The sequence below is a fragment of the Streptomyces sp. NPDC054794 genome, from assembly GCF_053611585.1.
Map to the genome: position 1 here is coordinate 22,837 of NZ_JBSHAQ010000069.1, position 25,284 is coordinate 48,120.

23 protein-coding genes and 9 pseudogenes are annotated in these 25,284 nt (G+C 69.0%); 14 read left to right on the top strand and 18 right to left on the bottom strand.

Translation table 11 applies throughout. The features are described 5' to 3' along the window. Positions 1-1,475: 1,475 nt before the first annotated feature. Complete coding sequence (locus ACWGKT_RS42820) at positions 1,476-1,643, top strand: hypothetical protein (RefSeq protein ID WP_453277953.1); 168 nt, start codon at positions 1,476-1,478, stop codon at positions 1,641-1,643. Here the strand turns inward: ACWGKT_RS42820 and ACWGKT_RS42825 are convergent. The 4 genes from ACWGKT_RS42825 to ACWGKT_RS42840 all read right to left on the bottom strand — a co-directional run bounded on the left by ACWGKT_RS42825 (position 1,637) and on the right by ACWGKT_RS42840 (position 6,131). After that, positions 1,637-3,133, bottom strand: a complete 1,497-nt coding sequence (locus ACWGKT_RS42825) for a carboxylesterase/lipase family protein (protein ID WP_453277954.1) — start codon at positions 3,131-3,133, stop codon at positions 1,637-1,639. The two genes, ACWGKT_RS42820 and ACWGKT_RS42825, sit on opposite strands and share 7 nt — an antisense overlap. A 31-nt stretch (positions 3,134-3,164) precedes the next feature. Next, complete coding sequence (locus tag ACWGKT_RS42830; protein ID WP_453277973.1) at positions 3,165-4,061, bottom strand: MBL fold metallo-hydrolase; 897 nt, start codon at positions 4,059-4,061, stop codon at positions 3,165-3,167. A gap of 102 nt (positions 4,062-4,163) precedes the next feature. After that, positions 4,164-5,126, bottom strand: coding sequence for an SMP-30/gluconolactonase/LRE family protein (locus ACWGKT_RS42835; protein WP_453277955.1), 963 nt, complete (start codon positions 5,124-5,126; stop codon positions 4,164-4,166). Between the two features lie 120 nt (positions 5,127-5,246). Further along, complete coding sequence (locus ACWGKT_RS42840; protein WP_453277956.1) at positions 5,247-6,131, bottom strand: helix-turn-helix domain-containing protein; 885 nt, start codon at positions 6,129-6,131, stop codon at positions 5,247-5,249. A gap of 133 nt (positions 6,132-6,264) precedes the next feature. Between ACWGKT_RS42840 and ACWGKT_RS42845 the strand changes: the two genes are divergently transcribed. Next, on the top strand, positions 6,265-6,813 hold the full coding sequence (locus ACWGKT_RS42845) for an SRPBCC family protein (RefSeq protein WP_453277957.1): 549 nt from the start codon (positions 6,265-6,267) through the stop codon (positions 6,811-6,813). A gap of 23 nt (positions 6,814-6,836) precedes the next feature. Here ACWGKT_RS42845 and ACWGKT_RS42850 read toward each other — a convergent pair. Further along, positions 6,837-7,001: pseudogene (locus ACWGKT_RS42850) on the bottom strand (IS701 family transposase); the annotation flags it as partial. 11 nt (positions 7,002-7,012) lie between these two features. Here ACWGKT_RS42850 and ACWGKT_RS42855 point away from each other — a divergent pair. Then, positions 7,013-7,117: pseudogene (locus tag ACWGKT_RS42855) on the top strand (hypoxanthine phosphoribosyltransferase); the annotation flags it as partial. Positions 7,118-7,219: 102 nt separating this feature from the next. Here ACWGKT_RS42855 and ACWGKT_RS42860 read toward each other — a convergent pair. Next, on the bottom strand, positions 7,220-7,591 hold the full coding sequence (locus tag ACWGKT_RS42860) for a hypothetical protein (protein ID WP_453277975.1): 372 nt from the start codon (positions 7,589-7,591) through the stop codon (positions 7,220-7,222). A gap of 62 nt (positions 7,592-7,653) precedes the next feature. Here ACWGKT_RS42860 and ACWGKT_RS42865 point away from each other — a divergent pair, with 62 nt between their 5' ends. Next, positions 7,654-8,115, top strand: coding sequence for a MarR family winged helix-turn-helix transcriptional regulator (locus tag ACWGKT_RS42865; RefSeq protein ID WP_453277958.1), 462 nt, complete (start codon positions 7,654-7,656; stop codon positions 8,113-8,115). Between the two features lie 194 nt (positions 8,116-8,309). Here the strand turns inward: ACWGKT_RS42865 and ACWGKT_RS42870 are convergent, their stop codons facing one another. The 3 genes from ACWGKT_RS42870 to ACWGKT_RS42880 form a co-directional block, all read right to left on the bottom strand. Continuing rightward, positions 8,310-9,239 carry a hypothetical protein gene (locus tag ACWGKT_RS42870; protein WP_453277959.1) on the bottom strand — a complete coding sequence of 310 codons (930 nt, stop codon included), beginning with the start codon at positions 9,237-9,239 and terminating at the stop codon, positions 8,310-8,312. Between the two features lie 372 nt (positions 9,240-9,611). After that, positions 9,612-10,271 (bottom strand): nucleotidyl transferase AbiEii/AbiGii toxin family protein, encoded by a 660-nt coding sequence (locus ACWGKT_RS42875; protein WP_453277960.1) that lies wholly within the window; start codon positions 10,269-10,271, stop codon positions 9,612-9,614. Beyond that, positions 10,268-10,636 carry a hypothetical protein gene (locus tag ACWGKT_RS42880; RefSeq protein WP_453277961.1) on the bottom strand — a complete coding sequence of 123 codons (369 nt, stop codon included), beginning with the start codon at positions 10,634-10,636 and terminating at the stop codon, positions 10,268-10,270. The genes ACWGKT_RS42875 and ACWGKT_RS42880 overlap by 4 nt, the downstream gene beginning before the upstream one ends. Before the next feature lie 132 nt (positions 10,637-10,768). Here ACWGKT_RS42880 and ACWGKT_RS42885 point away from each other — a divergent pair, with 132 nt between their 5' ends. Both ACWGKT_RS42885 and ACWGKT_RS42890 read left to right on the top strand, forming a co-directional pair. Then, positions 10,769-11,275, top strand: coding sequence for a GNAT family N-acetyltransferase (locus tag ACWGKT_RS42885; protein WP_453277962.1), 507 nt, complete (start codon positions 10,769-10,771; stop codon positions 11,273-11,275). An 844-nt stretch (positions 11,276-12,119) separates the two neighbouring features. Beyond that, entirely contained in the window at positions 12,120-13,163 is a 1,044-nt protein-coding gene (locus ACWGKT_RS42890) for an alpha/beta fold hydrolase (RefSeq protein ID WP_453277974.1), read from the top strand. A gap of 419 nt (positions 13,164-13,582) precedes the next feature. Here ACWGKT_RS42890 and ACWGKT_RS42895 read toward each other — a convergent pair whose 3' ends face one another. After that, on the bottom strand, positions 13,583-13,822 hold the full coding sequence (locus ACWGKT_RS42895) for a hypothetical protein (protein WP_453277963.1): 240 nt from the start codon (positions 13,820-13,822) through the stop codon (positions 13,583-13,585). A 164-nt stretch (positions 13,823-13,986) separates the two neighbouring features. On the opposite strand from ACWGKT_RS42895, the gene ACWGKT_RS42900 reads away from it, so the two are divergent. Continuing rightward, positions 13,987-14,247 carry a hypothetical protein gene (locus tag ACWGKT_RS42900; RefSeq protein ID WP_453277976.1) on the top strand — a complete coding sequence of 87 codons (261 nt, stop codon included), beginning with the start codon at positions 13,987-13,989 and terminating at the stop codon, positions 14,245-14,247. Between the two features lie 35 nt (positions 14,248-14,282). Here ACWGKT_RS42900 and ACWGKT_RS42905 read toward each other — a convergent pair. Both ACWGKT_RS42905 and ACWGKT_RS42910 read right to left on the bottom strand, forming a co-directional pair. Further along, positions 14,283-14,351, bottom strand: a pseudogene (locus ACWGKT_RS42905) (WD40 repeat domain-containing protein); the annotation flags it as partial. Between the two features lie 38 nt (positions 14,352-14,389). Next, a pseudogene (locus ACWGKT_RS42910) lies at positions 14,390-14,728 on the bottom strand (WD40 repeat domain-containing protein); the annotation flags it as partial. Here ACWGKT_RS42910 and ACWGKT_RS42915 point away from each other — a divergent pair. The 4 genes and pseudogenes from ACWGKT_RS42915 to ACWGKT_RS42930 all read left to right on the top strand — a co-directional run. Next, positions 14,639-14,956 (top strand): annotated as a pseudogene (locus ACWGKT_RS42915) (long-chain fatty acid--CoA ligase); the annotation flags it as partial. The pseudogenes ACWGKT_RS42910 and ACWGKT_RS42915 overlap by 90 nt on opposite strands. A gap of 137 nt (positions 14,957-15,093) precedes the next feature. Further along, a complete protein-coding gene (locus tag ACWGKT_RS42920) occupies positions 15,094-16,137 on the top strand; it encodes a DUF1259 domain-containing protein (protein ID WP_453277964.1) in 1,044 nt (347 codons plus the stop codon). Continuing rightward, positions 16,137-16,364: a hypothetical protein gene (locus tag ACWGKT_RS42925; RefSeq protein ID WP_453277965.1), complete on the top strand. Its 228-nt coding sequence runs from the start codon at positions 16,137-16,139 to the stop codon at positions 16,362-16,364. Before ACWGKT_RS42920 ends, ACWGKT_RS42925 begins: the two co-directional genes overlap by 1 nt. A 229-nt stretch (positions 16,365-16,593) precedes the next feature. Then, positions 16,594-16,734 (top strand): annotated as a pseudogene (locus tag ACWGKT_RS42930) (hypothetical protein); the annotation flags it as partial. An 81-nt stretch (positions 16,735-16,815) separates the two neighbouring features. Here ACWGKT_RS42930 and ACWGKT_RS42935 read toward each other — a convergent pair. Further along, a pseudogene (locus ACWGKT_RS42935) lies at positions 16,816-17,447 on the bottom strand (MmyB family transcriptional regulator); the annotation flags it as partial. A 401-nt stretch (positions 17,448-17,848) separates the two neighbouring features. After that, entirely contained in the window at positions 17,849-18,250 is a 402-nt protein-coding gene (locus ACWGKT_RS42940) for a hypothetical protein (protein WP_453277966.1), read from the bottom strand. A 539-nt stretch (positions 18,251-18,789) separates the two neighbouring features. Between ACWGKT_RS42940 and ACWGKT_RS42945 the strand changes: the two genes are divergently transcribed. Both ACWGKT_RS42945 and ACWGKT_RS42950 read left to right on the top strand, forming a co-directional pair. Continuing rightward, positions 18,790-19,392, top strand: a complete 603-nt coding sequence (locus tag ACWGKT_RS42945) for a hypothetical protein (protein WP_453277967.1) — start codon at positions 18,790-18,792, stop codon at positions 19,390-19,392. Then, the gene (locus tag ACWGKT_RS42950; protein ID WP_453277968.1) at positions 19,389-19,889 is read left to right on the top strand and encodes a hypothetical protein; all 501 of its coding nucleotides are present in this window, start codon (positions 19,389-19,391) and stop codon (positions 19,887-19,889) included. The genes ACWGKT_RS42945 and ACWGKT_RS42950 overlap by 4 nt, the downstream gene beginning before the upstream one ends. A 49-nt stretch (positions 19,890-19,938) precedes the next feature. Here the strand turns inward: ACWGKT_RS42950 and ACWGKT_RS42955 are convergent, their stop codons facing one another. From ACWGKT_RS42955 to ACWGKT_RS42965, 3 genes and pseudogenes are all read right to left on the bottom strand, one after another. Next, positions 19,939-21,543, bottom strand: coding sequence for a M48 family metallopeptidase (locus tag ACWGKT_RS42955; RefSeq protein ID WP_453277969.1), 1,605 nt, complete (start codon positions 21,541-21,543; stop codon positions 19,939-19,941). A 1,203-nt stretch (positions 21,544-22,746) separates the two neighbouring features. After that, positions 22,747-23,124 (bottom strand): VOC family protein, encoded by a 378-nt coding sequence (locus ACWGKT_RS42960; RefSeq protein WP_453277970.1) that lies wholly within the window; start codon positions 23,122-23,124, stop codon positions 22,747-22,749. A 97-nt stretch (positions 23,125-23,221) separates the two neighbouring features. Next, a pseudogene (locus ACWGKT_RS42965) lies at positions 23,222-23,335 on the bottom strand (SDR family oxidoreductase); the annotation flags it as partial. Here ACWGKT_RS42965 and ACWGKT_RS42970 point away from each other — a divergent pair. Continuing rightward, positions 23,308-23,637: pseudogene (locus ACWGKT_RS42970) on the top strand (O-methyltransferase); the annotation flags it as partial. The pseudogenes ACWGKT_RS42965 and ACWGKT_RS42970 overlap by 28 nt on opposite strands. Before the next feature lie 11 nt (positions 23,638-23,648). Here ACWGKT_RS42970 and ACWGKT_RS42975 read toward each other — a convergent pair. Beyond that, complete coding sequence (locus tag ACWGKT_RS42975) at positions 23,649-24,434, bottom strand: hypothetical protein (protein WP_453277971.1); 786 nt, start codon at positions 24,432-24,434, stop codon at positions 23,649-23,651. Positions 24,435-25,284 lie beyond the last annotated feature (850 nt).

A 25,284-nucleotide genomic window follows, 5' to 3' on the forward strand; every position in this document is an offset into this window, starting at 1 on the left:
CAGTTCCTTTCGCCGGATTTTTGATCAGCTTGGCGCCAGGGTGCGAATCCCGGCTATGGCCACCATGCGGCTGCGTGAGAAAACTCCGGCATACATCTCAGCTACCCGAGAATAACCGTGCATAGCGGCTGTGCCTCTCAACTGAGCTGCGCTGAAGCTGAGTTCATGGTCACAAGGCAGCAAGCCGCGGACACAACGGATGTCACAGCGGCCGCGGACACTCCGTGGCACGCGCTGACGGCAGCGGGGAATGCACTGCCGTTCTCGGAGAACGGACACAACATCGACGTGACTGAACCCGATCACACGCGGCCGTGTGCCCAAAGACCCGCCCCCGACGGTCCGAGACCATCTCGAAGAGGTGCGCATGAACGCGTACATGCCCCAGATCGATGACCTGGTGTGGGATGAGAGCACACGCAAGGTTGGCCGGGTCATGGACCGCGTCGGCCCCTATTGGCAGCTCAAGCCGCCCCGGGGCGGCCGCGAATGGGACGCACACGGTCCGCTGCGACCCGCCACACCGGCCGAACGAGAGTCGGCTGACGCCGCCCGGTCAACACCCAGGCTCGCAGCGAGGCACCGTGAGCGCGCCGACCAAGACTGACCAGCCACCCCTCTCGGCAGAGTGCACACTGGCCCAGCGTCCGCAGTACAAGGACGTGCACCGCGAGTGCACACAGACACAGGACGTCCCGCTGCCACACTCACACGGCGTGCTTCTGGTGCGGCGCTGCGGCTGCACCTGTCACCGGCGGGGCGGAACTTCGTGAGCACCAGCTTGCCTGTGACTGCGATGAGGAGACCCTCCAACGCGCACGAGGTCATTGCACGGCCCCGGCGCCACAACCGGCGACCTGCTGAGCGAGTCCTACCCGCCCGCGAAGCTCTACTCGGCGCTGTTCAAGGCCGCTGAGAAGATCCCCGAAGTGGTCGTCGTACCGAATGCTGAGGACGCGCGCGGCCAGCCCGGAATGGCGGTATCCGCCTGGACGAGCAAGGCGGATACCGCGAGGAATGGATCTTCGACAAGAAGACCCACGTCTTCCTCGGCGAGCGCGTCGTCCAGGTGAAGCCGAGCGATGACGACGCCGGCCTGATGAAGCCCGGCACCATCAGGTCCACCAGCGCCATCGTCAAGCGCGCGATCGTCGACGGCCTGAAGCAGCTCCCCGCCCAGAACAACTGACACCTCCACCGATGCCCCGGCCGCCCCACAGGGGAGCGCGCCGGGGCACCGGCTTGCCCAGTTCCTCTCAGACAACGCCCGGCACCCGTAGTTGTCGAAGTGACCGAGCGCCAGCGGCACTGCTGGGCCGAGCCGGCACTGCGGAAGGAACCCCTCCAGGAACAGGACTGCTGCAGTCCAGCATTCAGACCTATCTGACTTTCCAGGAATTTCAACTGGAAAACGAAGCCCAGAACCAGCCCGTAGGCGCCCGAACTCAGAGCAGCCCCAGGCCGGCGCGCTGGGGGTGCCCGCGGCGGCGGTGGACGGCTTCGGCGGGTTCGAGCGGCAGTACGAGCAGATCGAGAAGGTCGCCGCCCACCACGGCAACTACTGGGAGGTGCTGCTGTACGGGCACCTGCTCAAGGACCGCTCCACGATGTACGACCTGACCAGCCAACTGCCGTGTCAGTGATGCCAGGCGTGGCGTTCTGCGGCGCGGGGGTCGTGAGTGAGGGTCCAGTCCTGGGCGATGCGGATGGTGGCGCGCCGTGCGGTGCCGTACGTTTCCCAGCCGGGCTCGCCGGTGCGGGCGAAGGAGGTCCAGGCCGCGTGCATCCGCCGCGCCAGGTCCGCGGGTGGGCTGCCGGTTCCCAGCAGTGCGTGGGGTCCGTGGAGCTGTTGCAGGTGGGTGGTGTGGAAGACGAAAGGGAGTTCCATGGTGTGGGTGGCGCCCAGTTGTCCGTGCAGGGCGTTTGAGCGCCAGGCGAACTCGTAGGCATATGTACGCGCAACGCTTGTGGTGGCGTGGGCGTCGGCGAGGTGGCGAGTGCCGTTGCCGAACAGGGCGTCGCCCAGGATGGCGGAGCGCAGTTCGCCGTCGGTGGCCTGCGGGTGCCGGATGCGGTAGGCCGCGACGAGGCCGGCGGGGGCACGGTGGGTCCGGGCGGCGGTGGCGTACACGTCGGCGGGGGTGGAGGCGGTCATGAGTCCCAAAGGTGCGAGGTAAAGGTGTCCTTCCTCGGCGTTGTTACCCACGAGCAGGTCGATGTCGCGAGCGTGGCCGGCCGAGAGCGTAAGTGCGGGTTGTCGGTCCATGGCGATGCTGAACGGGGCGATGCCGACCAGGGGGTCGAAGTGGGTGGAGGTGGTGAGGTCGATGCCCGCGAGCCTGGGCATGATGTCGATGAACCGTTCGTCGCTCACGGCGGCGAACGCGTCGAGGTGGGGCGCGATGCCCAGGGCGTGGGCGGCTGCGTGGGTGGTGCGGGCGGCCTGCTCGGGTGTGAAGGCTCCCTCGATGTTTCCGCTTTGGACGATCGCACGCCGGAAGAAACCGGCAGCGGACCCGGTTGCCAGGACGGCTCCGACGATCGTCGCCCCGGCGGACTGGCCGCACAGAGTCACGTTGCCGGGGTCGCCGCCGAACGCGTCGATGTTCTGCTGGACCCAGCGCAGTGCGGCGATGACGTCGAGCAGTCCGCGGTTGTCCGGCGCTCCGGGCAGGTGCAGGAACCCGGGAATGCCCAAGCGGTAGTTGATGGTGACGAGCACGATGCCGTCGCGGGCGAAGGCGGTGCCGTCGTACAGCGGTGCGCGGGTGGAGCCGGCGGTGAATCCGCCCCCGTGGACGAAGACCATGACCGGCAGGTCGGGGCCTGCGTCGGCGGGCGCCCGGACGGTGACGGTGAGGTAGTCGTCTCCCTTGATCCATCCGGGGCCGAAGTACGGGGACATGTCCAGGGCCCCGAAGGCGTCGCGCTTGGCCTGCGGGGCGGTGGGCCCCGGCTCGGTGGCGTCGCGCACTGCGGTCCACGGGGTGTGGGGACGGGGTGCCTGGAAGCGGGCACGGCCGGTGGGCGGTGCGGCGTAGGGGATGTTGAAGAAGACGGTCGTGCCCAGGTGGTGCCGTCCGCGGACGGCACCACCTGTGGTGGTCACGACGGGCTCGGCAAAAGGCTCCATGGTCGGCCCGTGCTTTCGGTCGGAGGCGGGGTCAGAGCCGGCTGAAGGGGGCCCACTCCTTGATGGCGAAGGCGCCGGCGTCACGCTGGACTTCCAGCGCGCCGTGGCCGGCGAGGTGCGCGGGCAGTACCAGGGCGTTGTGGTCGGCGGCCCAGCCGAGGATCTTGTGGCGGGTGGCGCGGGAGGCGGCCGGGTCCTCGCAGAAGCAGCTGTTGTGCTCGGGCTCCATGACCTGCAGCGGGGTGTGCAGCAGGTCGCCAGCGAACACCGCGCGGTCGCTGCCGGAGGCCAGGGTGATCACGCTGGAGCCGGGGGTGTGCCCGGGCGCCGCCTCCAGGCGCAGGTTGGCGTCGATGGTGTGGCTGTCCTCCCACAGCAGGACCTGGCCGGCGGCATGGACGGGGGCGATGCTGTCCTCGAAGACGTTCTCGTTGACACTGCCGGCGATGTCCGGGTGGGTCGCCGGGTTCCAGCGCTCGAAGTCGGCCCGTGGCATCAGGTAGGTGGCGTTGGGGAAGGTCGGCACCCAGGCGCCGTCGACGAGGCGGGTGTTCCAGCCGACGTGGTCGACGTGCAGGTGGGTGTTGACCACGAGGTCGACGTCCTCGGGCCGCACGCCGGCCCGGGCGAGGGTGCCGAGGTAGTCCAGCCGCAGGTGGTCCCACGCCGCGACGGTCGGGCGGGACTTGTCGTTGCCGACGCCGGTGTCGACCAGGATGGTGCGGCCCTCGCTGCGCAGCAGCCAGGTCTGCATCGCGACGTGGACCATGGCGTCGTCCGCGCCCAGGTGATCGGGGACGAGCGGCTCGCGGTGGTCCTTCCACGCCTGCTCGGGCAGGTCGGGGAAGAACTGGTCGGCGGGCATGATCGGCCCGTGCATTTCCTCGATGCGGGTGACGGTGACGTCGCCCAGGATGGTCTCGTGCATGTCGGACATGGGGTTCTCCGTAGGGTGCGGGCTGATCGGTGCCCGCCGGGGAGGTGTGCTCCCCGGCCGGGGTGCGCTGACGGGCGTTGTGCTGAGCGGGGCTCAGCCGCCCAGGTGGGCGAGGACGAGGTTGGGGTCCTTCGCGGTGAGGTAGGCGGCGCTCGCGACGTGGACGGTGTTGCCGCGCAGGGCGATGGAAGTCGGGCCCTGGAGGCCGTCGGCGGCGGTCAGGACGGTGGCGCGGGTGCCGTCGGGCCGGATCAGGGCGACCTGGTTGACGGTGTTGAGGGCGGCGATGATCTGGTCGCCGTGGCCGGTGAAGGCGAAGTCGTCGATCCCGGTCAGGCCGGTGGCGGTGACCCGGGCGGTGCCGGCGCGCCCGTCGGCCAGGATCGGGATACGGACGATGGTGCCCTGGTCGAGGTTGGTGGCCCAGAGCGCCCCGTTGTGGATCTTCAGGCCGTTGGCGCCGAGGAACCCGGCGGGGGCCAGCGCCGGGTCGGTGGACCAGGCGGTTGCAGTGCCGCCGGAGGCGGGCACGCGCCAGACGGTGCCCAGGGTGGAATCGGTGACGTACAGGGTGCGGGTATGGGGGTCCAGGGCCAGGCCGTTGGGCAGGCCGGCGGCGGGCAGTGCGGCGATGCGCTGCGGCCGGCCGCCCGGGCGTAGGCGCCAGACGCCGGTCAGGTCCGCAGTGCCGGTGGCGTACAGGAAGTACAAGGTGCCGTCCTGGGCCCGGACGACGCCGGTGGTCAGCGGGAAGCCCAGCGCCGGGGTGTGGATGCCGCCGCCGGCGGGTGCGGGCAGGGTGGCCAGGATCCGTACGCCACTGTGCCGGGAGACCGCGGCGACCTGGCGGGCCTTGGCGAGGCTGACGTACGCGGTGCCGTCCGGGCCCAGGGCGATGTTCTCCGGCGTCTGGCCCTTGGCCAGGTCGAAGTGCACGGCGGTACGCGCGCACCTGAGCGGGTCGGAAGCGGCCGACGCCGGGGCCGGAGCGGCCATCGCGACCGCGGCGGCCAGGACGGCGGCCGACACGGCGGCCTTGGAGAGCTTGGTGAACACCTGGTTCCTTCACTGCTTTCGGGCATGCGGCAGCGGCACGCCGACGCATGAGGGTGGGGGGTGGAAATGCCCGGCCGGGACCAGCATGCGCGGGTGCCGACGGGAGGGAGGGATACGGGGTCAGCCGGTGCTGAGCCGACTGTCCGAACGGGCAGGGGCGTCCCGGGTGGTGGCCTGGGCGAGGAGTTCCAGGGCGGCTCTCGAGGGTGAGCCCGCCGCCGTGGTTGCCACGACGACGCTGGGGCCCGGTCCCTGGCTCAGGGTCTGCTGCATCACGGTCAGTGAGCCGACCAGCGGGTGACGCATCTCGTACTCGGCTACCGCGCAGGCCTTGACCCGGTGGTCGGCCCACATCGAGGCGAAGTCCTCGCTCTTCGTGCTCAGCTCACCCAGCAGCGTGTGCAGTGCGGCGTCCTGCGGGTACTGGCCCGCCACCAGGCGCAGATTCCCCACCACCGCCCTAGCCTTGCCCGGCCAGTGCGCGTACAGGTCTCGGATATGGGCGTCAAGGAATACCAGCCTGGCCATGTTGGGGCGCTGCGCCGGTACGTCCGGTGCACCGGGGTCGAGGTGCCCGGCGAACAGCGCGTGGCCCAGCCGGTTCCACGCCAGGACGTCACTGCGCCGGTCGATCACGATAGCGGGAACGTCCCCGAGGGCGTCCAGCAGTTGGGCGGTCGCCTCCGTCATGCGCTCCGGCGCGGGGCGCCGCCCGCTACGGGGCTTTGCCGGTCGGGCCAGGTCGTGCAGGTGCCGGTGCTCGGACTCGTCCAGGCGCAGAGCCCGGGCGATCGCGTCCAGCACCTCGGGCGAGGCGCCCAGCGAGTGCCCCTGCTCCAGGCGGGCGTAGTAGGAGGCGCTCACCCCCGCCAGCAGCGCCAGCTCCTCGCGGCGAAGACCGGGCACCCGCCGGCGCTCCCCGTAGGTAGGCACGCCGGCCTCTTCGGGGCGCAGCTGGGAGCGCCGCGTCCGCAGGAAGTCCCCGAGCTGTGATGTCCCGTTCATGGCACCGAGTATGTGCCGACCCGCGACGCACAGCCTCTCCCCGCCGGGGATAGGCACCAGCGGGACTGGCCCCCCGGCCCGAGCGGCGATGAGCTGAGTCCACCGCATCCCGCACTCGTACAGGAGGAACGCCTTGAGCAACACGACCCGCGAACACGACCGCTTCGAAATCCTGAACGCGTCGGATTTCGCCTTCACCAGGCGCGCATGGGTCGACGCCGCCCCCGCACGGGTCTACGACCTCATCAGCGACGTGTCCGCCATCCACCGGTGGAGCCCCAACGCCACCGACGTCGCCTACGACCAGAACGCCGGCCCCCTGGTCGGCGCCTGGTTCAGCGGCCGCAACCACAGGAACGGCAAGCAGTGGACCACTCGCTCCCAGATCACGCGGGCCGAACCCGGCACCGCCTTCACCTTCATCGTCGGCGGCGCCGACGACGGCATCGTGCGATGGAGCTGGACCTTCGAGCCCCGAGGACGCGGAACCCTCGTCCAGCAGTCCTGGCAGCTCCTGCGCCTCGACCCGGTGTTGGGCACCACCTCCGCCGACCTCGACGCACTGCGCGACTACATGGCGGACAGCGCCGAAACCACACTGGCAGCCCTCGCCCAGTGGATCGCCGAAGAACGCCACCCCGACACCGCCCGCAGCCCACGCCGCATCTCCAGCTACCGGTAGTTCGTTAAATCCGGCAGTAGAGGTCAATGCCGTGTCCGGTGGTGACGGCGTCGATCAGGGCCTGGAGTTCGGAGGGTGGGTCCGTGTCCGTCCATGCTTGCCACCACCGGTTGAGGGTGATGGCGGGGGTGAGCCAGGAACGGATGGCTCGTAAGGCCCTGGGCCAGCAAGGCGGTTGGGGCTGGTGGGACGGGGCCGGTGCACGCTGCTGCGCAAGCCCGACGCCGCCAAGGTCGCCATCGGCGTGGAATGGGTTGGCTTCGACATCCCCGACGAGTTCGTCGTCGGCTACGGCCTCGACTACGTCGGCCCACCCCTGAGTTGGGTCACCCAGCGGCCGCCACGCAGCACCAATCCAGAGCCCCGAGAAGCCGATAGCGAGAGGATCTCGCAGGCCGCGGAGCGTTCAGTGCCTGTGGAACCACCACGCCGACGCGAGGTGAAGGACACCGAGGAGGCTGGCGCAGATGGCCATGCCCTTGTTGCGCTGCTGTACGCCGATCGCGGAGTCGCCGATCTGGGCCAGGCCGGCGATGGCGAGAACGGGGGCGACGGTAGACCGGTCGCCCATGGCGAACAGAGCGAGGGTGACGGCGGCGAGGGGGATCGCCCGGGCTCCGTAGGCGTTCGCGTAGAGATGTGTGCCCCCGTTGACGGCCATGCCCTTGGGTAGCGCGAGGCCGGGCCTAGCCATTCCGGCGATGCAGAAGCCAGCCGAGGTGAGGGAGGCGAGGCCGTTGGCGGCAATGAGGATGGCCTGGACGGTGGACGAGCTCATATTTACATCTCCCCGTGAATCATTCTGATTGTGAATGATTTCTTGAGGCTATCATTTTTGGCATGAGCGATGTCAATGGGGCGATGGCCGGCGATGCCTCGGGCCTGACCTCGACCGTGGTGTTCAGGCTCGGCACTCTCGGCACGGTGGTCACCGACCGGTTCACACGGGAGATTGAGGGGCTGGGCCTCAAACCCAAGCACGTCGGCCTGATGGCCGCGCTCAGCCTTGCTGCCGTGGCGTCCCAGCAGGAACTGGCCGCGCGGATGGGCGTCGCGCCCAGCCTGATGGTGTCGCTGGCCGACTACCTGGAGGGTCTCGGCGCGGTTCAGCGGGTCCGGGATCCGCGGGACCGCCGACGGCAGGTACTGACACTCACCGAGGAGGGGCAGGGCTTGCTGGACCGCTGCACGTCCATCGCGCGGACCCTGGACGAGGAGTTCGTGGCCGGGCTGGCGGAGGAGCAACGAACAGCGCTGGATGAGGCGCTGCGCGTGATGGCGAACCGCACCGGCCTGCCGTAGAGGACGAGGGCAATGGGACGGCCCTTCGCTCTTCGGCCGTGAGCGAGGGGCCCTTACTGACTTTCAGGCCCTCGTGCGTGCCCTGCACGATGAGTTCGCGGCCGAGCGCCTCCGGCTGGAGCACCTGTGTGAGCAGGCCGGGACCCCACCAATCCCAGGCGTCCCCGGCCTCGTCTTGCGAATCTGGGGCCGGATCAGACCCCTGCGGGCGTCCGGGCGTCCTCGGTGGGTGTCGAGGGAACCGTTGCAGGGCCGCCGCCGTGCCCTTCCGGGGACCCGAACCAGGCCACCGCCACCGCGCCCGACACGGCGAGCACGAACCCGGTGATCGCCGCCCAGGTGAAGCCGGAACGGGAGGCATCGCCGAGCCACAGCACGCCGATCATGCCCGGCAGGACGGTCTCACCGACGACCAGCGCGGCTGTGGCGCCATTGACTGAGCCGATCTGCAGGGCGACCGTGTGCAGATACATGCCGCCGATGCCGGCGACCAGGATCGCGTAGAGCGCCGGATCGGAGAGCAGCGCTCGCACGTCGAACGGATCGATGCCGTTCAGCACCCGGACCCCGACGCCGAGGGCACCGAAGCCCAGTCCGGACAGCAGGCCGGCCAGGATCGCAGCGCGCCCGCCCAGCAGGCGTACGACCACGATGCCGCCCACTATCAGCAGCAGCGCGATCACCAACAGCCACCAGTGCGTGGAGACCGGGGTGGCGCCGCTGCCTTCCGGTCCCGCCGCCGTCGCCAACAGCACCAGAGCTGAGCAGACCACGGCGATCGAGGTCCACTCGGCACGGCTCAGCCGGATACCGAGCAGCTTGGTGCTCAGCACCGCCGTGATCACCAAGTTTGCGCTGATCACGGTCTGCGACAGGAAGAGCGGCAGGAGACGCGCCGCCAGTACGCCGAGCCCGAAGCCGACGAAGTCCAGGATGGTCCCGACGATGAACTCCCCGGTCATGGCCGCCTTCGCGGTGGACGACAGGCTCGGGCCGCCGTGTTGGGTCACGCTGCCCGCGGTGGCTTCCCGGCGAGCGGCCTTCTGTGATCCGACGGCCTGCAGGACGGAGCCGGTGCCGTAACAAATTGATGCTGCCACGGCAGTGAGCAGTCCTGCGAGCACCGAAAGCTCCCGTTCATGCATGGGTCAGTGGGGTTTGGTCCTGTTCCCACTGGCAGACGTGAGTTTCGGTGAGGAAGTTGCTTTCCAACCAGTCGCTCCTGGCGGCACCGGTGGAACCCCTTATGCCGCTGGACGCACGATCGAGGCTCCAGGCCGCGCCATGGCGCCTTCGCCGGCGGCGCCGTGCTGTTCGGCTTCGGCGCGGCCTGCTTCGAAGGCAGTGATGGCGTCGGTGGTGTTGGCGTGGGACCAGGGGATGTCGCCGAGGACGCGGTGGTGGTGGCCTTTCCAGCCCAGGATGGGGACAGCGGCCAGGGCGGTGGGGAAGCCGCCGGCGAGGCGTGCGAGGTTGGCCAGGCCGAAGCCGCTCGGTCAGTTGTTGTCCGGGTCCTCCTCGGCGGAGATTCGGGTATCGAGGTCGCCGGCCCAGGCTCGCAGGTCGTCGATCTGCTCGGAGCTCAGCCCGTAGTCGCTGAAGTCCTGGTCGTCCCACCATTCCGCGCCGGCGAGGCGGTCGCGCAGGTCCTGGAGGCTGAACTCGAAGCGGGCGTGGCGGCGGCCGAGGGTTTCGAGGTCGGCGGTGATGCGGTGCCTGGCAGCGGCGTGGACGTCGATGAGGTCGCGGACCGCACCGCGGTCGGCGAGGGCGCGCACCTTGGTACCGATGACGTCGTTGAGGGCGAGTACCGGTCCGTGTTCGGTCGCCGTGGGCGGAGACCAGAACGCTTCTTTCAGGATGTCGACCTCGCACTCTTCGCCGGTGGTGCGGTCGGTGGCGATGAGCCGTCCGGAGAGCGGGCTCGTCTCGACTTGCCGGATGCCCCAGCCGCGCTGGGTGAGGCCGTCGGCGACGGTGCGGGCGATCTCGTCCATGGGGGTGGGGTTCTCGGTGGCCACGTCGAGATCTTGGCTGAGGCGGTTGACGAGGCCGTGGGCCTGGACGGCGTAGCCGCCGGTGATCACCAAGGGGTATGGCGTGCCGATGTCGAGGACGTCGGCCAGGAGCCGGCGGTGCAGGTCGGTGAGGTTCACGCGGCTGTGGCGTTCGTGGCGGTGGCCAGTTCGGGGAAGGCGGCTTCCCACACGTGCCGGATCGGGCGGCTGATGAGGGTCCGCAGCACGGGCCACTGCTCGATGAGCAGGTCCCTGTTCAGGAAGTCGATGAGGTCTTGGCGCTGTCCCTCGGCGAGGACGGTGCGGTACAGGCCCATCCGGGATCTGGGCTGCTCCACGTCGTAGGAGCGGCGTCCGGACCACACCACGTGCAGCGGCAGGTCGACCGTGCCCTGGGCAGGGCCTGTCAGGTCCTTCAGACGCGCGGGCAACCGCTTGGTGTACTGCGCGCACAGCAGCTCGAACGCGTTCGGCACAGGAAACGACGGGGACTGCACGGCCATGCCCCCAGTATCGCCGGATGGGCCGCGACAATCACCACGCCCCCCGTTTGCGCCCCGGCCCACCGCCGGTGGATCGCCGCCCTGGAACCCTTAATCGGTGACGCCATCCGGCGTGCTGTGGAGAATGCGTCCATGCACATCCGAGCCGTGCGCCTGGACGAACTGCCCGTCCTCCAGGACATCGAGAGGGCCGCTGGGCAGTGCTTCCGGAACATTGGCATGCCGGAGATCGCCGATGATGAGCCGCTCCCGCTCGGTGAACTCGCCCGCTACCACCACGCCGGGCTGGCCTGGATCGTGGCCAACGACGCCGACGCCCCGGTCGCCTACCTGATCGCTGACCGCATCGACGGCAACCTCCACGTTGAGCAGGTTTCGGTGCACCCAGACAGCGCGCGTCGCGGTGTCGGCCGGTTGCTGCTGGACCATCTGGCGGCCCACGCCACGAGCGAGGGTGCACACGCCCTGACCCTTACTACGTTCAGCCAGGTCCCGTGGAACGCCCCTTACTACACGCGCTGTGGTTTTCAGCTCATGGACGACAGCGGGCTTACCTCCGGTCTGCGGAAGATCCGCGAACGTGAAGCGGCTCATGGTCTGAACCGGTGGCCGCGGGTCTGCATGCGCCGGGCGCTGTGACACCACGGTGCCGTCTGTGCGGGAACATCCTCGGAGCCGTCGGACACCGCCGCTGTCGAACAGCGCAGGCAGAAGCAGCGCCCTGTGACGCGCCGCCTGGATGCTCCCTCGGGCGAATGCGCGCCGCGCGCCGCCAAGCTATGCGGGTGGCAGAACGAGTACGGGTTCGTGAAGTGCCGGTGACGCGCAGCAGGTTGTCGAGCTGGATCCCGTTCAGCAGCTTGCGGGTGATCTGGGGGTGGCCGCTGGTGCAGGCCACGACCGTGTCGGGGGCGTCGGGGGCGATCGTGCCGGCGTCGGCGGGGCGGACGATCAGGTCGAAGGTGGCGGTGCCGCGCGGGCCGGGCGCGGGTATCGCGTCGACCCAGCCGTCAACGGCGCAGTGCTTGGTGCCCATTAGCTGGCTCCACCAGGGTCTCGGTGGTGCCGGGGGCGGGGTCGGGGCATGCGCTTCTGCGTGAGGACCAGGAGCTCACGGTTGCGTCGCTGTGGCGCGGAGAATGCGCCGAGGCGGATCGTGCGGGAGGTGGCCGCGCTGCACGCTGGGCTGGCGGAGCTGGCGGGCGAGCTGACCGCCGACGGGGCGGCGCTGTCGCTGTCACCGTTCGAGGACGACGACTACAGGAGCAGGCCGCCACCGGCACGGAGAAAGTGCACGTCACACGGCTGGCCCCCCTGCGGTGGCGCGGACGGTCCCGCACATCGAGCGTGGTCTGGGCAGAGCAACGATGCCCCGGCCGAGCTCACAGAACGGATTCTCATGCCCGTCGAAGTGCACAACCACGAAATACCCCACAAGTCAACTGTCCCCGGCCCGAACAAGGACAAGCCGGTCAAGCTCTTCGTGCGGGAGCGCGACGGCACACCCACCGGCCACCTCGACGAGCGCACGGCCGTCCTGATGCTCCACGGCCGGAGCATTCCGGTGCTCCCGGGCTTTGATCTCGAGTACAAGTCGTACAGCTGGGCCGATGCGCTGGCGCAGGCCGGTTACGACGTCTTCATGATGGACCTCCAGGGCTCGGGGCTGTCACCGCGGCCGACGATGGACGACCCTCGCAACGTCAACCCCGCCCAGCAGTACCTCCTGAAGCCGAGACCTCCAGGGTTCACGCCGGGCCCGCCGAACTATCCGTTCCAGCTGACCAACTCGAACAGCGACCGGGACGAGCTGAACACCGTCGTGGAGTGGATCATCCGCGAGCGCGGGGTGAAGAAGGTCGCCTTCATCGGCTGGTCTGCGGCCGCGTTCACGATGGGACCGTACGCGGTCAAGAACCCCGGCAAGGTGTCGAGCCTGTTCCTGCTGGCGCCGATCTTCCCGCCCGAGGGCACGTCGAACGCCCCCGACCCGCTGCCGCAGCCCGGCTTCCCGATGTTCGTGAGCACGAAAGAGGGAACCTGGGACGGGTGGGGCCACGAGGTGCACTGCGAGGGCCAGCGCGAAGAAGCGATGCACGACGTAGTGTGGAACGCGATCATGAAAAGCGATCCGGTTGGCAGCACGTGGGGGAAGGAAGGTGAAGGGCTCAATCGCATCAGAAACTTCGTCCGGTGGGGCTGGAACAAGACCACCGCGGCACAGGGCGGCGTCCTCGGCGGCAGCGTGCCTGTCCTCATCGCGTACGGGGAGTACGACAGGCAGGCGAACACGTCGAGCGAAGATCCGGAATTCAACTTCTCGGTCCCCGCGCTCTACAACGCTATCGCGGGCGACCACAAGCTGATGGTCAAGCTGGACTGCGCCGGGCATTCGGTGGTGTGGGAGATGCAGCACAAGAACGTGCACAACCTCTCGAAGCACTGGCTCAAGCACCTGAAGGTCGATGGCAAGAACCAGGGCATCTTCGACATGGACACCAACGGCAACATCAGCCCGGCTCCGTAGGACAGCCGAACCCCCGGTCATGAACCGTCGGGGCTCCAGGGTCCGAACATCAGCCCCGCGCCGCCGTCAGGGCCGCCACAAGCACCGGCGATGTGGAGTCCGCCGGGTGCACAGACCCGCTGTTCAACAACCAGATGGATCGCCGCTGCTCTACATCAGTGAGGCTGTCGATCGGGCGGCGGGCGCGCCGCCCGATCAGCTGGTGATGGTCCAGCCGCGGAGCTAGGCGGCGATCTCCTGGCGCTGGCGTGCTTGTGGTCGGCGCTCATGACGAGCGCGAGAGCCTCTTTCGGCTGGTAGTCCATGTGGATGCCGTTGCCTTGGAGGAACACTTCGCCGGCGAGCCAGGCGAAGAATGCGTTGCGGTCTTCGAGCGGTTCGTGCAGGGCCAGTGTCTGCAGGAGGGCCGCTGCTTTGAGTTAGGTCGAGCCGTAGACGTCCTGGTCCATGTAGCGCGCGCGGGTGCGGGCGCACGCGGCGTCGAGCACGCCGAGGTCAAGGCATGCCGCGTCTTCGATTCCGGCGCGTTCGACGGCGCGGGTGACGATGTCGCCGATGGACTCGGGTTGCAGTCCGCCGGCCAGGACGGTGTGCCACGGTTGTGCGGGCGGCGCCAGGCGGGCTCGTCGGGGTCGGTGAGGCCGGCCGCCTCCTTCCATATTGACCTCAGCGGACTCGGTAGCGGAAGTGCTTACATGGCGCCTGGACGGGTGGCGGAAGCAGCGTGGAACGAGCGCGGCCGTCACCGGCACGAGCCCGTCGACGACATCCGCGGAGAGCGACCGTGGCGACACCGGGTGGGGAACCGTTCATGGATGCGTAGGTGGAGGCGGTACAGACCTCCGTCATGGCGGTGCGGCTGATCATGGCCGTGGCCGACGCCGTGCGTCGCAACGCGGAGAGAAGGGCGAAGGGTGCCGAGTCCGTCCCGCCGCCCGTCGAACAGGCCGTGCCAGCAGCGCAAGAGGCTCTGCAGCGGCTGTTCCCGTCGGACATCGCCGCGGCGCTGATGCAGGGCGCGGACTGGCCGCAGATGGCCCAGCAGCTGATGGCGCTGCAGCAGGCCGGAGTGGACCTGTTTTGACCGATGGGCTTGCGGGTGGTGGGGTTCCACAGTCGGACCGTGCCGTCGCGGCCTGCGGTGGCGAAGAGGGTGCTGTCGGGTGAGAACGCCACCGCGAGGACCGGGCCTTGGTGCCGGTGAGGGGTTGGCCGATGGGCTTATGAGTGCCCGGGTTCCACAGCCGGACCGTGCCGTCGCGGCCTCCGCTGGCGAGGAGGGTGCTGTCGGGTGAGAACGCCACCGCGTGGACCGTGTTCTGGTGGCCGGTGAGTTGGCCGATGAGCTTGTGGGTGGCCGGGTTCCGCAGCCGGACCGTGCCGTCGCTGCTGGCGGTGGCGAGGAGGGTGCCGCCGGGTGAGAACGCCACCGCGGGGGGTGATGCCCTGTTGCCTGACGAGACCCCTGAAGATGGCTCGTCGGCGACGCCCGCCCCTACGTCACCGCCCTCTTCACCCTCGACCCCGACGGCATCACCCACTGGCGCCAGATGAACGGCAAGCACCCGGTTCCGCCGGAACTCCTCGTGGACGACCCAGAGTTGCGGGCGGTGCTGCAGCGGGCGGTGGACGAGGCGAACCGGCTGGTCTCCCGCCCCGAGTCGATCAGAAAGTTCGCGGTGCTCCCGGTCGACTTCACGGAGGAGGCGGGCCATCTGACTCCGTCGATGAAGCTGCGCCGGGAGACGGTCATGCGCGACTTCTCGGGACAGGTCGAAGAGCTGTACGGCTAGACCCGGGCTCGTCCGGTGGAGTGCGGTGGGCTCATCCGACCGCTCCAGCCCGCTTAGCCCACCTGGGCCCATGTGCCGGTGCAGATCACGGGTCCGGGTGTCCTCCCGTGCTTCCATCGCGCCAGGAGGCATATGAGATGACTGATGACCGACAGCAGCACGCCGACCCCAGACCGACAGCGTCCCGGCGTCGCGTGCTGGCCACCGCCGCCCTTGCGCCCGTACTGACCGGAGCGATCGGGGCGGTTCCCCCCGCCCGTGCCGCGACCGCCGGACCGGGGGCCGAGCCGGTCCACACCCCGGTCCCGCCGGTGATGACCGAACTCGCCGACTGGGCGGACGTGGGCGCGGCCCTCGGCGCACCGGGCGGCATGAAGCGGTTCATGTACCACACGCCCCTGCTGCGCCGGGACCTCCACGTGGTCTCCCGGGGCATCATGATCGACCCCGCGCTCGCCCTGGGCACCCATGTGTCCTTCGTCCGGTACGCCGACGGCAGCTCGCTCCTGATGGGCGACGCGGTGGTCACCGAGCGCGAACTCCAGCCGTTCAGCGACGCCCTGTACGAGCACGGGATCGGGCAGACCGCGATCCACAAGCACCTGCTGGCCCAGCGGCCCGACGTCTGGTGGTGTCACCTCCACGCCCACAGCACCGACCCGGTGGCCGTCGCCCGCGGTCTGCGCGCCGCCCTGGACCGCACCGCCACCCCGTTCCCGAAGGCCCATGCCGCTTTCGCCGTGCCCCCCGGCATGCCCTTCGCCGTACGCTTCGACCTGGACACCGCGGCCATCGACGCCGCGCTCGGGGTGAAGGGCACCGCCGACAGCGGCGTCTACCAGAGCACGTTCGTCCGCCGGGAGGCCATCACCGACGGCCACCTCCTCCTTCCCCCGGGCCTCGGCTCGACCACCTCGTTCAACTTCCAGCCGCTCGGCCGCGGCCGGGCCGCGGTCAGCGGCGACTTCGCCGTGATCGCCGACGAGGTCCAGGACGTCCTCACCGGGCTCCGGCGCGGCGGTGCCGACCTCGTCGAGCTCCACCACCACAACCTCACCGACCAGCCCCGGCTGTTCTTCGTCCACTACTGGGCCGTCGGCGACGCCGTGACCCTGGCGCGGCGCCTGCGCCCCGTCGTGGACGCCATCAATGTCGCGCCGATGAAGGGGACGGGTGCCTGATGAGCATGAGCGACGAGTCGATCACCTGCCCGTTCGACTACAGCGAGGCCCTCGACTTCGATCCCGAGCTCGCGGCCATCATGGAACGCGACTCCCTGACCCGCATCCGGCTCCCGTACGGTGATGCCGGCGCCTGGCTCGTCACCGGCTTCCGCTCGGTCCAGAGGTCTGTTCCGACCAGCGCTTCAGCCGGGCGCAGATCATGGGCCGCGGCTATCCCCGGATGACGCCGGAGCCCATCGTCTCCCCGAGTCCATCAACGTCATGGACCCGCCGCACAGCAGCCGCGTACGGCGCCTGGCGTCACAGGCGTTCACCCAACAGCGGGTCGACGAGATGCGGGAGCGGATCGTGCTGCTCGCGGACTCCCTGCTCGACGAGATGGCGCAGCAGGGACCGCCCGCGGACCTGATACAGCACGCCGCGGTGAACCAGCTGCGCGCGGACGGCTTCGATGTTCGTGATGAGGATGTGGCCCGCCTCTCGCCGTTTGTGCGGCACCACATCAACATGCTCGGCCGGTACTCCTTCCAGCTCCCCGACCTGCCCGGGGGCTTGCGGCCGCTGCGCGACAAGGACGACGCAGACGGCTCGTGATCAGGGCCCGGGGCGATCTCGCGGGTGACGGAACCCGCGGCGTGCGCGTTCTGGCTGCGACGCCGGGACGGCGCGTGTTCGTCAAAGTGTCTCCGGGTGCGGGATGTCCGCCGGCCTGTCGTGCGCTGTGCCGGCGGACTCGGTGTGTGAGAGTGCGGCGAGGAGCCGCAGTTTCTCGTCGCTGTCGCTGTCCTTGTCGGGGTAGTAGACGACGAGGATGACGTCTTCGATGGGAGTTTGTCCCGGTGGAGGCGTAGTTCACCGACGACGGGGTGGTGGACCGTGGTCGTGCCTCTGTCGAGGCTGCGGACGTCGTGGCGGGCCCACAGGGTACGGAACCGCTGACTGGACAGTGCGAGTTCTCCGACGAGCTCGACGGACCGGGGGTTGTCGGTGTCGTCCCCGATGGTGGTGCGAAGGGTGGCGATGAAATCGGCGGTGGCTTTCGTCCAGTCCTGGTGGAAGGCTTGTTCCTCAGGATCAAGGAGGAGAGAACGCAGCCGGTTCTGGCCGGGCCGCAGCCGGGGGGAGAGCGCGACGGCCATGGGGTTGGAGGCCAGGACATCGAACGCGCGCCCTTCGACGAACGCGGGGATCTGAAGGTGGGCGAGCAGCTCGTGCACCCGCGCCGGTACGTGCTCGGGCCGCTTGCGGCGTGGCGCCCGGGGGCGTGCCGCCGCGAGGCCGAGCAGATACGTCCGCTCGATGTCGTCGGTGATCAACTCCTCTGACCGGTCCGGCCTACCGGGAGCGCCTCGGTGTTCCGGCTGTGCGGCACACAGGTGTTCCGCTCGTCGGCCGCATGACGACAACCTGCGCAGCCCGCCAAGCCAGCCAGAAGACGCCCAGTTGTTCCTTTCGCATGCAGATTACCTGAACGAGTCCAACCCGAAGCTACGCAACCAATATGCGAAACCACTGGTCAGAGAACCGACTTATTTCAGAATCTGCGAGCTGCGACATTTGCAGCGCGTTCGAGTACATGTCAACTCATTAAGCGAGCAAGCTGTTCCAAGATCGGGTATGTAAAGAGCGGTCGATCTGTATGCGCGGCGAGGGCCAGGCAACCGTAAAGACGGCTCAATCGCCTGGCCCTCGACTTGTAAGAACTGCCTCAGTGATCGTTGTAGATCCGGTAGTACTGGGAACAGCTGCTAAATTGGGTATCACCCGTGTCGTTGTATGCCCGGCAGATTGTCAGGCTGTACCAACGATTTTCCGGTAGGTTGTACCAAGATCCGTCGCTGGCGCGCGCGTACGAGCACTTCCCGTCGTTATGCCAGTCCGTGAGGGTATACATCTCGTCGAGGTCTTGGGTGCCCATATTCACGTACGCTATGGCATGCTTGGAGTCGGACTCCGTATCGCACACCTTGAGGATATCTCCGCGCTCCTCGAAGTACATAGTAGCGCCATGAGGCTTTGCATCTACCGTGTAATAGGGTCCCCAATCCCAGTCGATCGCGCTCGCCGGCGTCGTAGCGAGAGTGCTAACTGCAGCGATCATGGTGAGCACCGGGAGCCCTCGCCGAGCCATTCGCCTAATATTCATGAACCCCTTCTTGCCTTCGTCTGCGAATCCTAAGAAGGATAGCAACACCATGATCACCGGCGGCAGCCTTTATCCGGAGTGCATCGCCGAATTCTATAGAAATGCAACCGAGTAGAACATACGACAGCTTCCTCTTTTTTCGCCCATGTCACCATGATCCCGAAGGCCACCGACAACCCCATCGCGTGGTCCTTACTAGCTCACCGCGTACTCATCGCCCCCGAGGCGGCCGACGGATGCGCGGGCCCGCCCAGGCGATGAGCCGGGCCGGGGTCGCAGTGAGGACGGCGTCGCCGGTCGCGTGGCCCATGGTGTCGTCACGGCCTTAAAGTGGTCCTGGTCCACGAGGACCACGGCGGTGTCGTCGCCGTGGCGGGCGAGGATCCGGTGGGCGCGGGCGGTGTACGTGTCGCGGCGCAGGAGTCCCCGGTCAGCGGACGACCTCCTCGACGACGGCACCGGCAGTATCCGGCCCGAACTCCTCCCACTGCACGCTCCGGCAGATGAAACGTCCCTGGGGCGGGCTGACCTGGACCAGCCAGCCCCACGTCCAGCGGAACCTGCGGGCTCTGGCTCGCGGCCAAGTGCCCCTCACCCACGAGGGGTTGAGTCAGCTCACGCCCTGGCGGTCGGTCGCCTACCTGCGCGATCTGCTCATGCAGAGCGGCATCCTGCCGCCGGCCGACCGTCAGTTGCTGCTGTTCCAGCGGTGGCTCGCCGAGAAACTGCCGACCGTCAGCAACCCCGAGCACCGCAAGCTCCTGGAACTCTTCGCCGCCTGGCACATCCAACGCCGTCTGCGCACCCTGGCCGGCCGCGGCCCGCTCACCGGCAAGCAGATCCAGCAGGCCCGCAACGAGCTCCACCTCGCGATCGCCTTCCTCGGCCACCTCGCCGAGCGTGGACGGGCCCTCCCCGACTGCACCCGGCCGATGTCGACGCCTGGTATGCAGGCGGCTACACCGCCCGGCGCCTCACCCATGCCTTCCTCCGCTGGGCCATGCGGTCCAAGCACATGCCCGCCGTCACCGTTCCGCACCGCTCGACGAGCAATCCCACGCCGATCGCCCAGCACCAGCGGCTCGCGCTGCTGCGACAGCTCGTGAACCGTGACGACGTCCCGCTCCAGGACCGCGTGGCTGCCGCGCTTGTCCTCCTCTACGCGCAGCCGCTCACCCGGATCGCCAGGCTCGGCAGCGACGACGTCCAGCACAAGGATGGCGAAGTCCTCGTCCGGCTCGGCGACCCGCCGTCGCCCGTCCCGGCCCCCTTCGCCGAGATGCTGCTGGACTACCTGGGGCGGCCGAACACCATGACCGCAACCAACCCCGACGCCCGATGGCTCTTCCCCGGCCGCCGAGCCGGGCGGCCCATGACCCCGGAAACTCTGGAACTCCGGCTCCGGCACCTGGGCTTCCCGACCCAGCGAGGACGCACAGCGGCGATCCGTCACCTCGTCCTCCAGGCCCCGGCCCCGGTGGTCGCCCGAATGCTCGGCTACAACGACGACACCACAGCCCGCCTTGCCGAAGAGGCCGGAGGAACCTGGCGCCACTATGCCCCCGGCGACCACTCGCGGGGACTACGAGCCGTCAGCAGCTGAGGAATACGCGACTCCCGATTACGCGAGGTCGCCAGTTAGTAGAGGCCGGTCACGGGGCGAGCACCAGCTTTCGCAGGGATTCGGTGTCGGGCTGGTCCGCGACGGCCGCGTCCAGGGCCAGGCCGAGCTGGTCCTCGAAGCCGTCGGCGGGATAGCGCAGGGTGGCTGAGTCGGACCAGGACAGCTGCCAGCGTGCGGCGCCGCGGGCCGTCAGTTCCATGGTGACCAGCTGGTTCAGGGCCCGCCGCAGCGCCGGGCGGGAGAACTCGCGGGCCGCGCTGCCGGTCGCGGCCGCCGCCTGCTCGGACTTCGGGAACTGGTCGGCGATCCGCCAGCGCACGGCCGGGTCGGCGTCGATCGCGTCGAGCAGAGCCTGGAGGTCGGGGCCCGCGCCCTCGGCGGAGAGGGCCTCACGGATGTCCTCCGTGCCCTGGGCGACGTACAAGGTCATCGACTCGTGGACCAGGTCCTCCCAGTCCACCCGCTTGAGCGCGAGCGCCTCCGGGGTGAGGACGGCCTGCTCCAGCGCGGCCAGCACCGCGTCCGGGTCGGCCAGCAGCTCCAGAGCGGGCCGCGCTGCCTGTCGGCCGCGGCCGTCGTCGGGCAGGGCCTCGATCCGGGCCACCCGCTCGGCGAGCGAGGGGTGGGAGTCGTACGGGGAGGCGGGCTCGGTCGACAGTTCCCGGCGCAGCTCCTCCAGCTCGGCCGAGCGGGCGTCGAGGAGCCGGCGCAGGCCGCCGAAGACCTCGCCTGGCCGGGGCAGCAGACCGGCGCCGACGCCGAGGGTGGCGTACGAGCTCATGTAGAACGCATGCGCCGAGCCGAGGGCATTGACCTCGCGCAGCGCGGACGCGGCGGAGTCGCGTCCGGCGACCCGGACCGAGGCCAGGTCGGCGGCGAGCTCTTGGCGGCGGGAGGTGGTGAGTGTGGCGCGCATGTAGAAGTTGCCGTACGCCGTGTAGATCTTGGCCGTGCCGCGGTACGTCGCACCCAGGCCCGGGGTGTCGACCATCAGGGTCTTCTTGCCCTTGGCCGCCCGCTTGACGGCCTTCTTCTCCTGCCTCTCGCGCTCCTTGGCCTGCTTGTTGTCGGAGCGCTCGTGGAAGTGGGCGACGGTGCGGATCAGTTGGGCGCGACCACGGGCGATCAGCGGGGTGAGGAGGGTGTCGAAGTTGGCGTAGTGGCCCATCTCGTGTGCGAGTACGGCGCGCAGCTGCATCTCGTCCAGGCCCATCATCAGCGGCAGGCCGAGGTAGAGGCGACGGGCACCGGGCCGCAGGCCCAGCAGCGAGGAGCCCTCGCTGACGGCCGCGTTCACGTGCTCGATCAGCACGATCTCGTCGGGCGCTCGCGTGCCGACCTGGCGTGCGACATCGCGCATGGCCTCCCACAGCGCGGGCTCCTGGGCCTCGCTGACGGTGACGGTGATGCCGGCCGGAGGCTCGGCCTTGGGGGTGCGCAGCATGACCAGGCCGCGCACGACCGGGATCGCGAGGGCGACGGAGAAGACGACGATGCTGTCGGCGGTGGCGTGCAGCCCGCTCCTGTTAGCGGCGTAGTCGATGCCGGCCAGGACTGCCAGCAGGACGACGCCCAGCAGGTAGAAGCCCGCGAGCAGGACGAGGGCGCGCAGAGCGCGCAGCGAAGCGCCCATATGGACAGATCCCCCCCCGGGATGAAGTGCGGTGCGGATCCGCATCATGCGGCCCCAGGGGCGCTTACGGCAACTTGATCGGCGGGCCGTTCCCCCTGGTGGCGCCCTGTGCGGCGGGGACGTCCGGCAGGCCGGGCGAACCTACCGCCTGGGCGCGACCGGCCGGTTGGGGCGGTGCCCCGCCGGAGTGTCTCCTCGTCCGTCGTCCTCCAAGGCCCGGCCCCGGTGGTTGCCTGGATGCTCGGCTATAACGACGACACGACAGCCCGCCTCGCCGAAGAGGCCGGAGGAACCTGGCGCCACTATGCCCCCGGCGACCACTCACAGTGACCACGAGCCCTCAGCAGCTGAGGAATACGCGACTCCCGATTACGCGAGGTCGCCAGTTTCACACCCCTGATAGGCATGAGTAATCCCTGATCTCGAAGGGGTGAAGGGGCGGGTGGCCGGCCCTTACTCCGATGCGCGGGCCGCCCGTGCTGAGCCCCGTCCCAGCCGGTGTGGCCGCTGGGACGGGGCTCGCGTCTATGCGGCCGGCCGGTGTGCGTCCGCGGGGGAGCGATGCAGCTGCCCGGGTCTGCCGGAGTACCGTCGCGGCACTCCAGGCTCGATGGCCGAACTAACTCATGAGCTTTCGCAGATCAGATGGGGCGTCTGCTGGGGCCTGAACGGAAAATCTCCCCGCACCAGGGCAGGCTGCGCCCATCGTTGGCCAGGGGTTGGATGGAGTTGCTGGTCAGGCTGTCGGCGCGAGGGTGACGTCGTGGCCGAGGGCCTTGAGCTGGCGGACCAGGTCGCGGGTCCGGCGGGTGGGGTCGACGAGGTGCTGGTGGTAGTCGGAGCCGAGGTCGGTGTACGGAGTCCCGGGTTCGTTGAGCAGGTGCCAGACGACGACCAGGAGTCAATGGCCGACGGCGACCAGGGCTCTCTTGCGGCCGCGGCGCTTGACGACGCGTTTGTAGCGGGCGCCGAGAAAGGTGTTGGACCGGGAGGCGGACAGCGCTGCCTCGCCGATGGCGCCTGGGAATTCCCGCCTTCCGGGAGATCGTTGCTCGCACCACTGCGGTGGCCGCATCGACGGAGCCTTCGTGACCTGGACGGTTGTCACCTCCGGCGATGGCCATGCGCAACACCCAGCCCCTGCAGGGATAGGCAGCCGCCCCGGCTCCATCCGTAGCCGGGGCGGTCTCTCGTTGCGTGCGGTCAGGACTGAGGACGGTTGCGGCACAGGCAGAACGGATGCCCGGCCGGGTCGGTGTAGACCTGCCAGCCGTAGCCGGACTCGCCGACGAAGCTCTTTTGGAGGGTGGCGCCCAGCTTGATCACCCGGCGCTGCTCGGGCTCGAACTCGTCCACTTCGAAGTCGAGATGGAACTGCTGCGGATGCTCCTGACCCGGCCAGCTGGGCTGCTGGTAGTTCTCCACCCGCTGAAACGACAGCTCGACGCCGTCACTGCGCAAGTTGACCCAGTTCTTTTGACTGATGTCCGTGTTGATCTCCCAGCCCAGCAGCTCGGCGTAGAACTCGGCCAGCTTCCAGGGGTCGGGGCAGTCGAGAATGACATCGGTGAACCTCAGCATCCGATCATCGTATCTTCGGGCGCACGGTGCCTCGTACGACGCACACGCGTGCGCCCCATCGCTTCGAGGGAACCCGATGCGCACCACCGGCCGTCGTTCAGGCCCGGGTGTAGCCGCCGTCGGCGAAGAGTTCGGCGCCGGTGACGAACGACGAGGCGTCCGAAGCCAGGAAGAGAGCGGCCTCGGCGATTTCCGCGGGCGGGCCTCGACGCGCTCGTCCAGGTGCGGGTGGGTCCGGCCCTGGAGTCGCTGCCCAAGCTCGCCGACGAGAACCCGGCCCCCTTCGACCTGGTCTTCATCGACGCCGACAAGAGCAACAACCCGCGGTATCTGGAGTGGGCGCTCCGCCTCACCAGCGCGGGCAGCCTGATCGTGGTCACCTCGCCGGACGTGGTGGGCAGCCGGGCCGTGATCGAACGGATCGGCAGCCACCCGAGGTTGACCGGCACGGTGCTGCAGACGGTGGGCAGTAAGGGCCACGACGGCTTCGCGCTGGCGCGCGTGCTGGCGTAGCCCCCGGCCGCTCAGCTCTTCGGGGTGAGGTCGAAGATGGGGTAGGAGGGCGTGGACAGCCCGAAGCCGGACGACGGGTAGGCGGACGGTGCGGGGGAGGCCGTGGGGATGCCATTGTCGTTGCAGAGCTGGGGCGCGGACGGCGCGAACACGTGGTAATTGACCACGCGCTTGGTCGGGAAGGTGACGTCGTCGCCGACGATCGTGTTGCCCGTGCTGATCTTGGTCGGCAGTTCGCGGTTCTTGAGCGGTGCGCCGACGTAGATCGCCTCCAGGAAGCCATCGCAGGGGCTGGCCTTGGCCGAGGCAAAGCCCTTCGGCGGCTTCACGTCGTGGACCTTGCGGCCGTCGATGTGCAGTTCGGTGCGCTTGAGGGACTGCAGGGCGTAGTCGTAGTTCACCTCCCTCGAAAGCGGGTCGGCGGCCGAAGTGGCGCTGGACGGCCGGTAGTTGACGCGCCAGTACTGGACCTGGACGGTCACCCGGTCGCACAGGGGCCCGTCGAAGCCGGGCATGGACTTGGGGAACCGGACCTCTCCCGGGCCCGGGGCGGGCGTGCCGACCTGCCCCCAGTCGACCCAGTCCACCGCCTTCGCCGTACTCCACTTCGCGTTCGGATGGCAGCCGGCCGCGTTCGTGGGGTAGATGTCCGACGGTTTGACCGCAGGGGTGGGCGAGGCCGTCGAAGGGGTGGTGGCCGGGGCCGCCGCGGTCGTCGTCGCGGAGGGGCTGGAAGCGGCGTCGTCACCGCCCCCGCCGGAACAGCCGGCGGCCGCCAGCACCGCCGCAACGATCATGGCCGCACGAACCCGTCTGTGCGCAGTGGTCATCCCGCTTTCCCCCCGTCCACCCGATGGACAATCATGCTCCCAGGTGAAGGGGTCTGATGCACGATCGGGTGACATCTTGACCCAAGCCTGCACCAGACCCCAGCGCGGTCGCGTCGCTAGTGAATGGCCGATCGCGCCCCGTCGCGAATGCGGGCCTTGAGAGCTTGCAACCAGCCATCCAAACCGTGGCGGGATGCGCTCGTGCCGACGGGCAAGCACTGGCCCTTCGAGGCTGACTAAACGGGCGCGCAGAAAGGCGGCATGTAGCGTCGGCTGCTCCTTAGGCCGTTGCTGTTGGCGCTTCTTGAAACTGGCTCTGACCGCAGTTCCGTGAATGCCCAGGTCGGCGAAAGGTGCGGGGGATCGTTCCGGCAGGAACGGCCGTTGGGTTCGCGCCGGGCCATAGTCCGGCTTTGAGTGCTCGGTACCTCTGCGACTGTAGGGGGCGAATTCGCCTAGTCCGCAGAGATGACACTGCGCATGCAGGGGAGCCGGAGCGTTTTGTCCACGTCGCGGACCATCATTCAGGCGCGCGTTGACCCGTCGGCGGGTGCGCTGGGGGTGGGCGGCTCGGCTGGCGTGAGAATCATGGCGACCAGGTGGTCGAGCGCGGCTGAGGAGCCGGGGTCTTGGAGTTGTGTCTCGGGTGCGAGGGTGGCTGCGGTCCGGCGCAGTTCGAGCCAGCCGAGGTAGGCGGCGTAGGCGGCGAGTGCCCGGTGGCGTGAAGTTTCCCCGTGATCTTGGACACTCGTCGGTTATGCCGCGAGGGCGTGTTGATGCCGCTGCCTGGTCTCGGCCGGGGTGAGGTAGCCGAGGG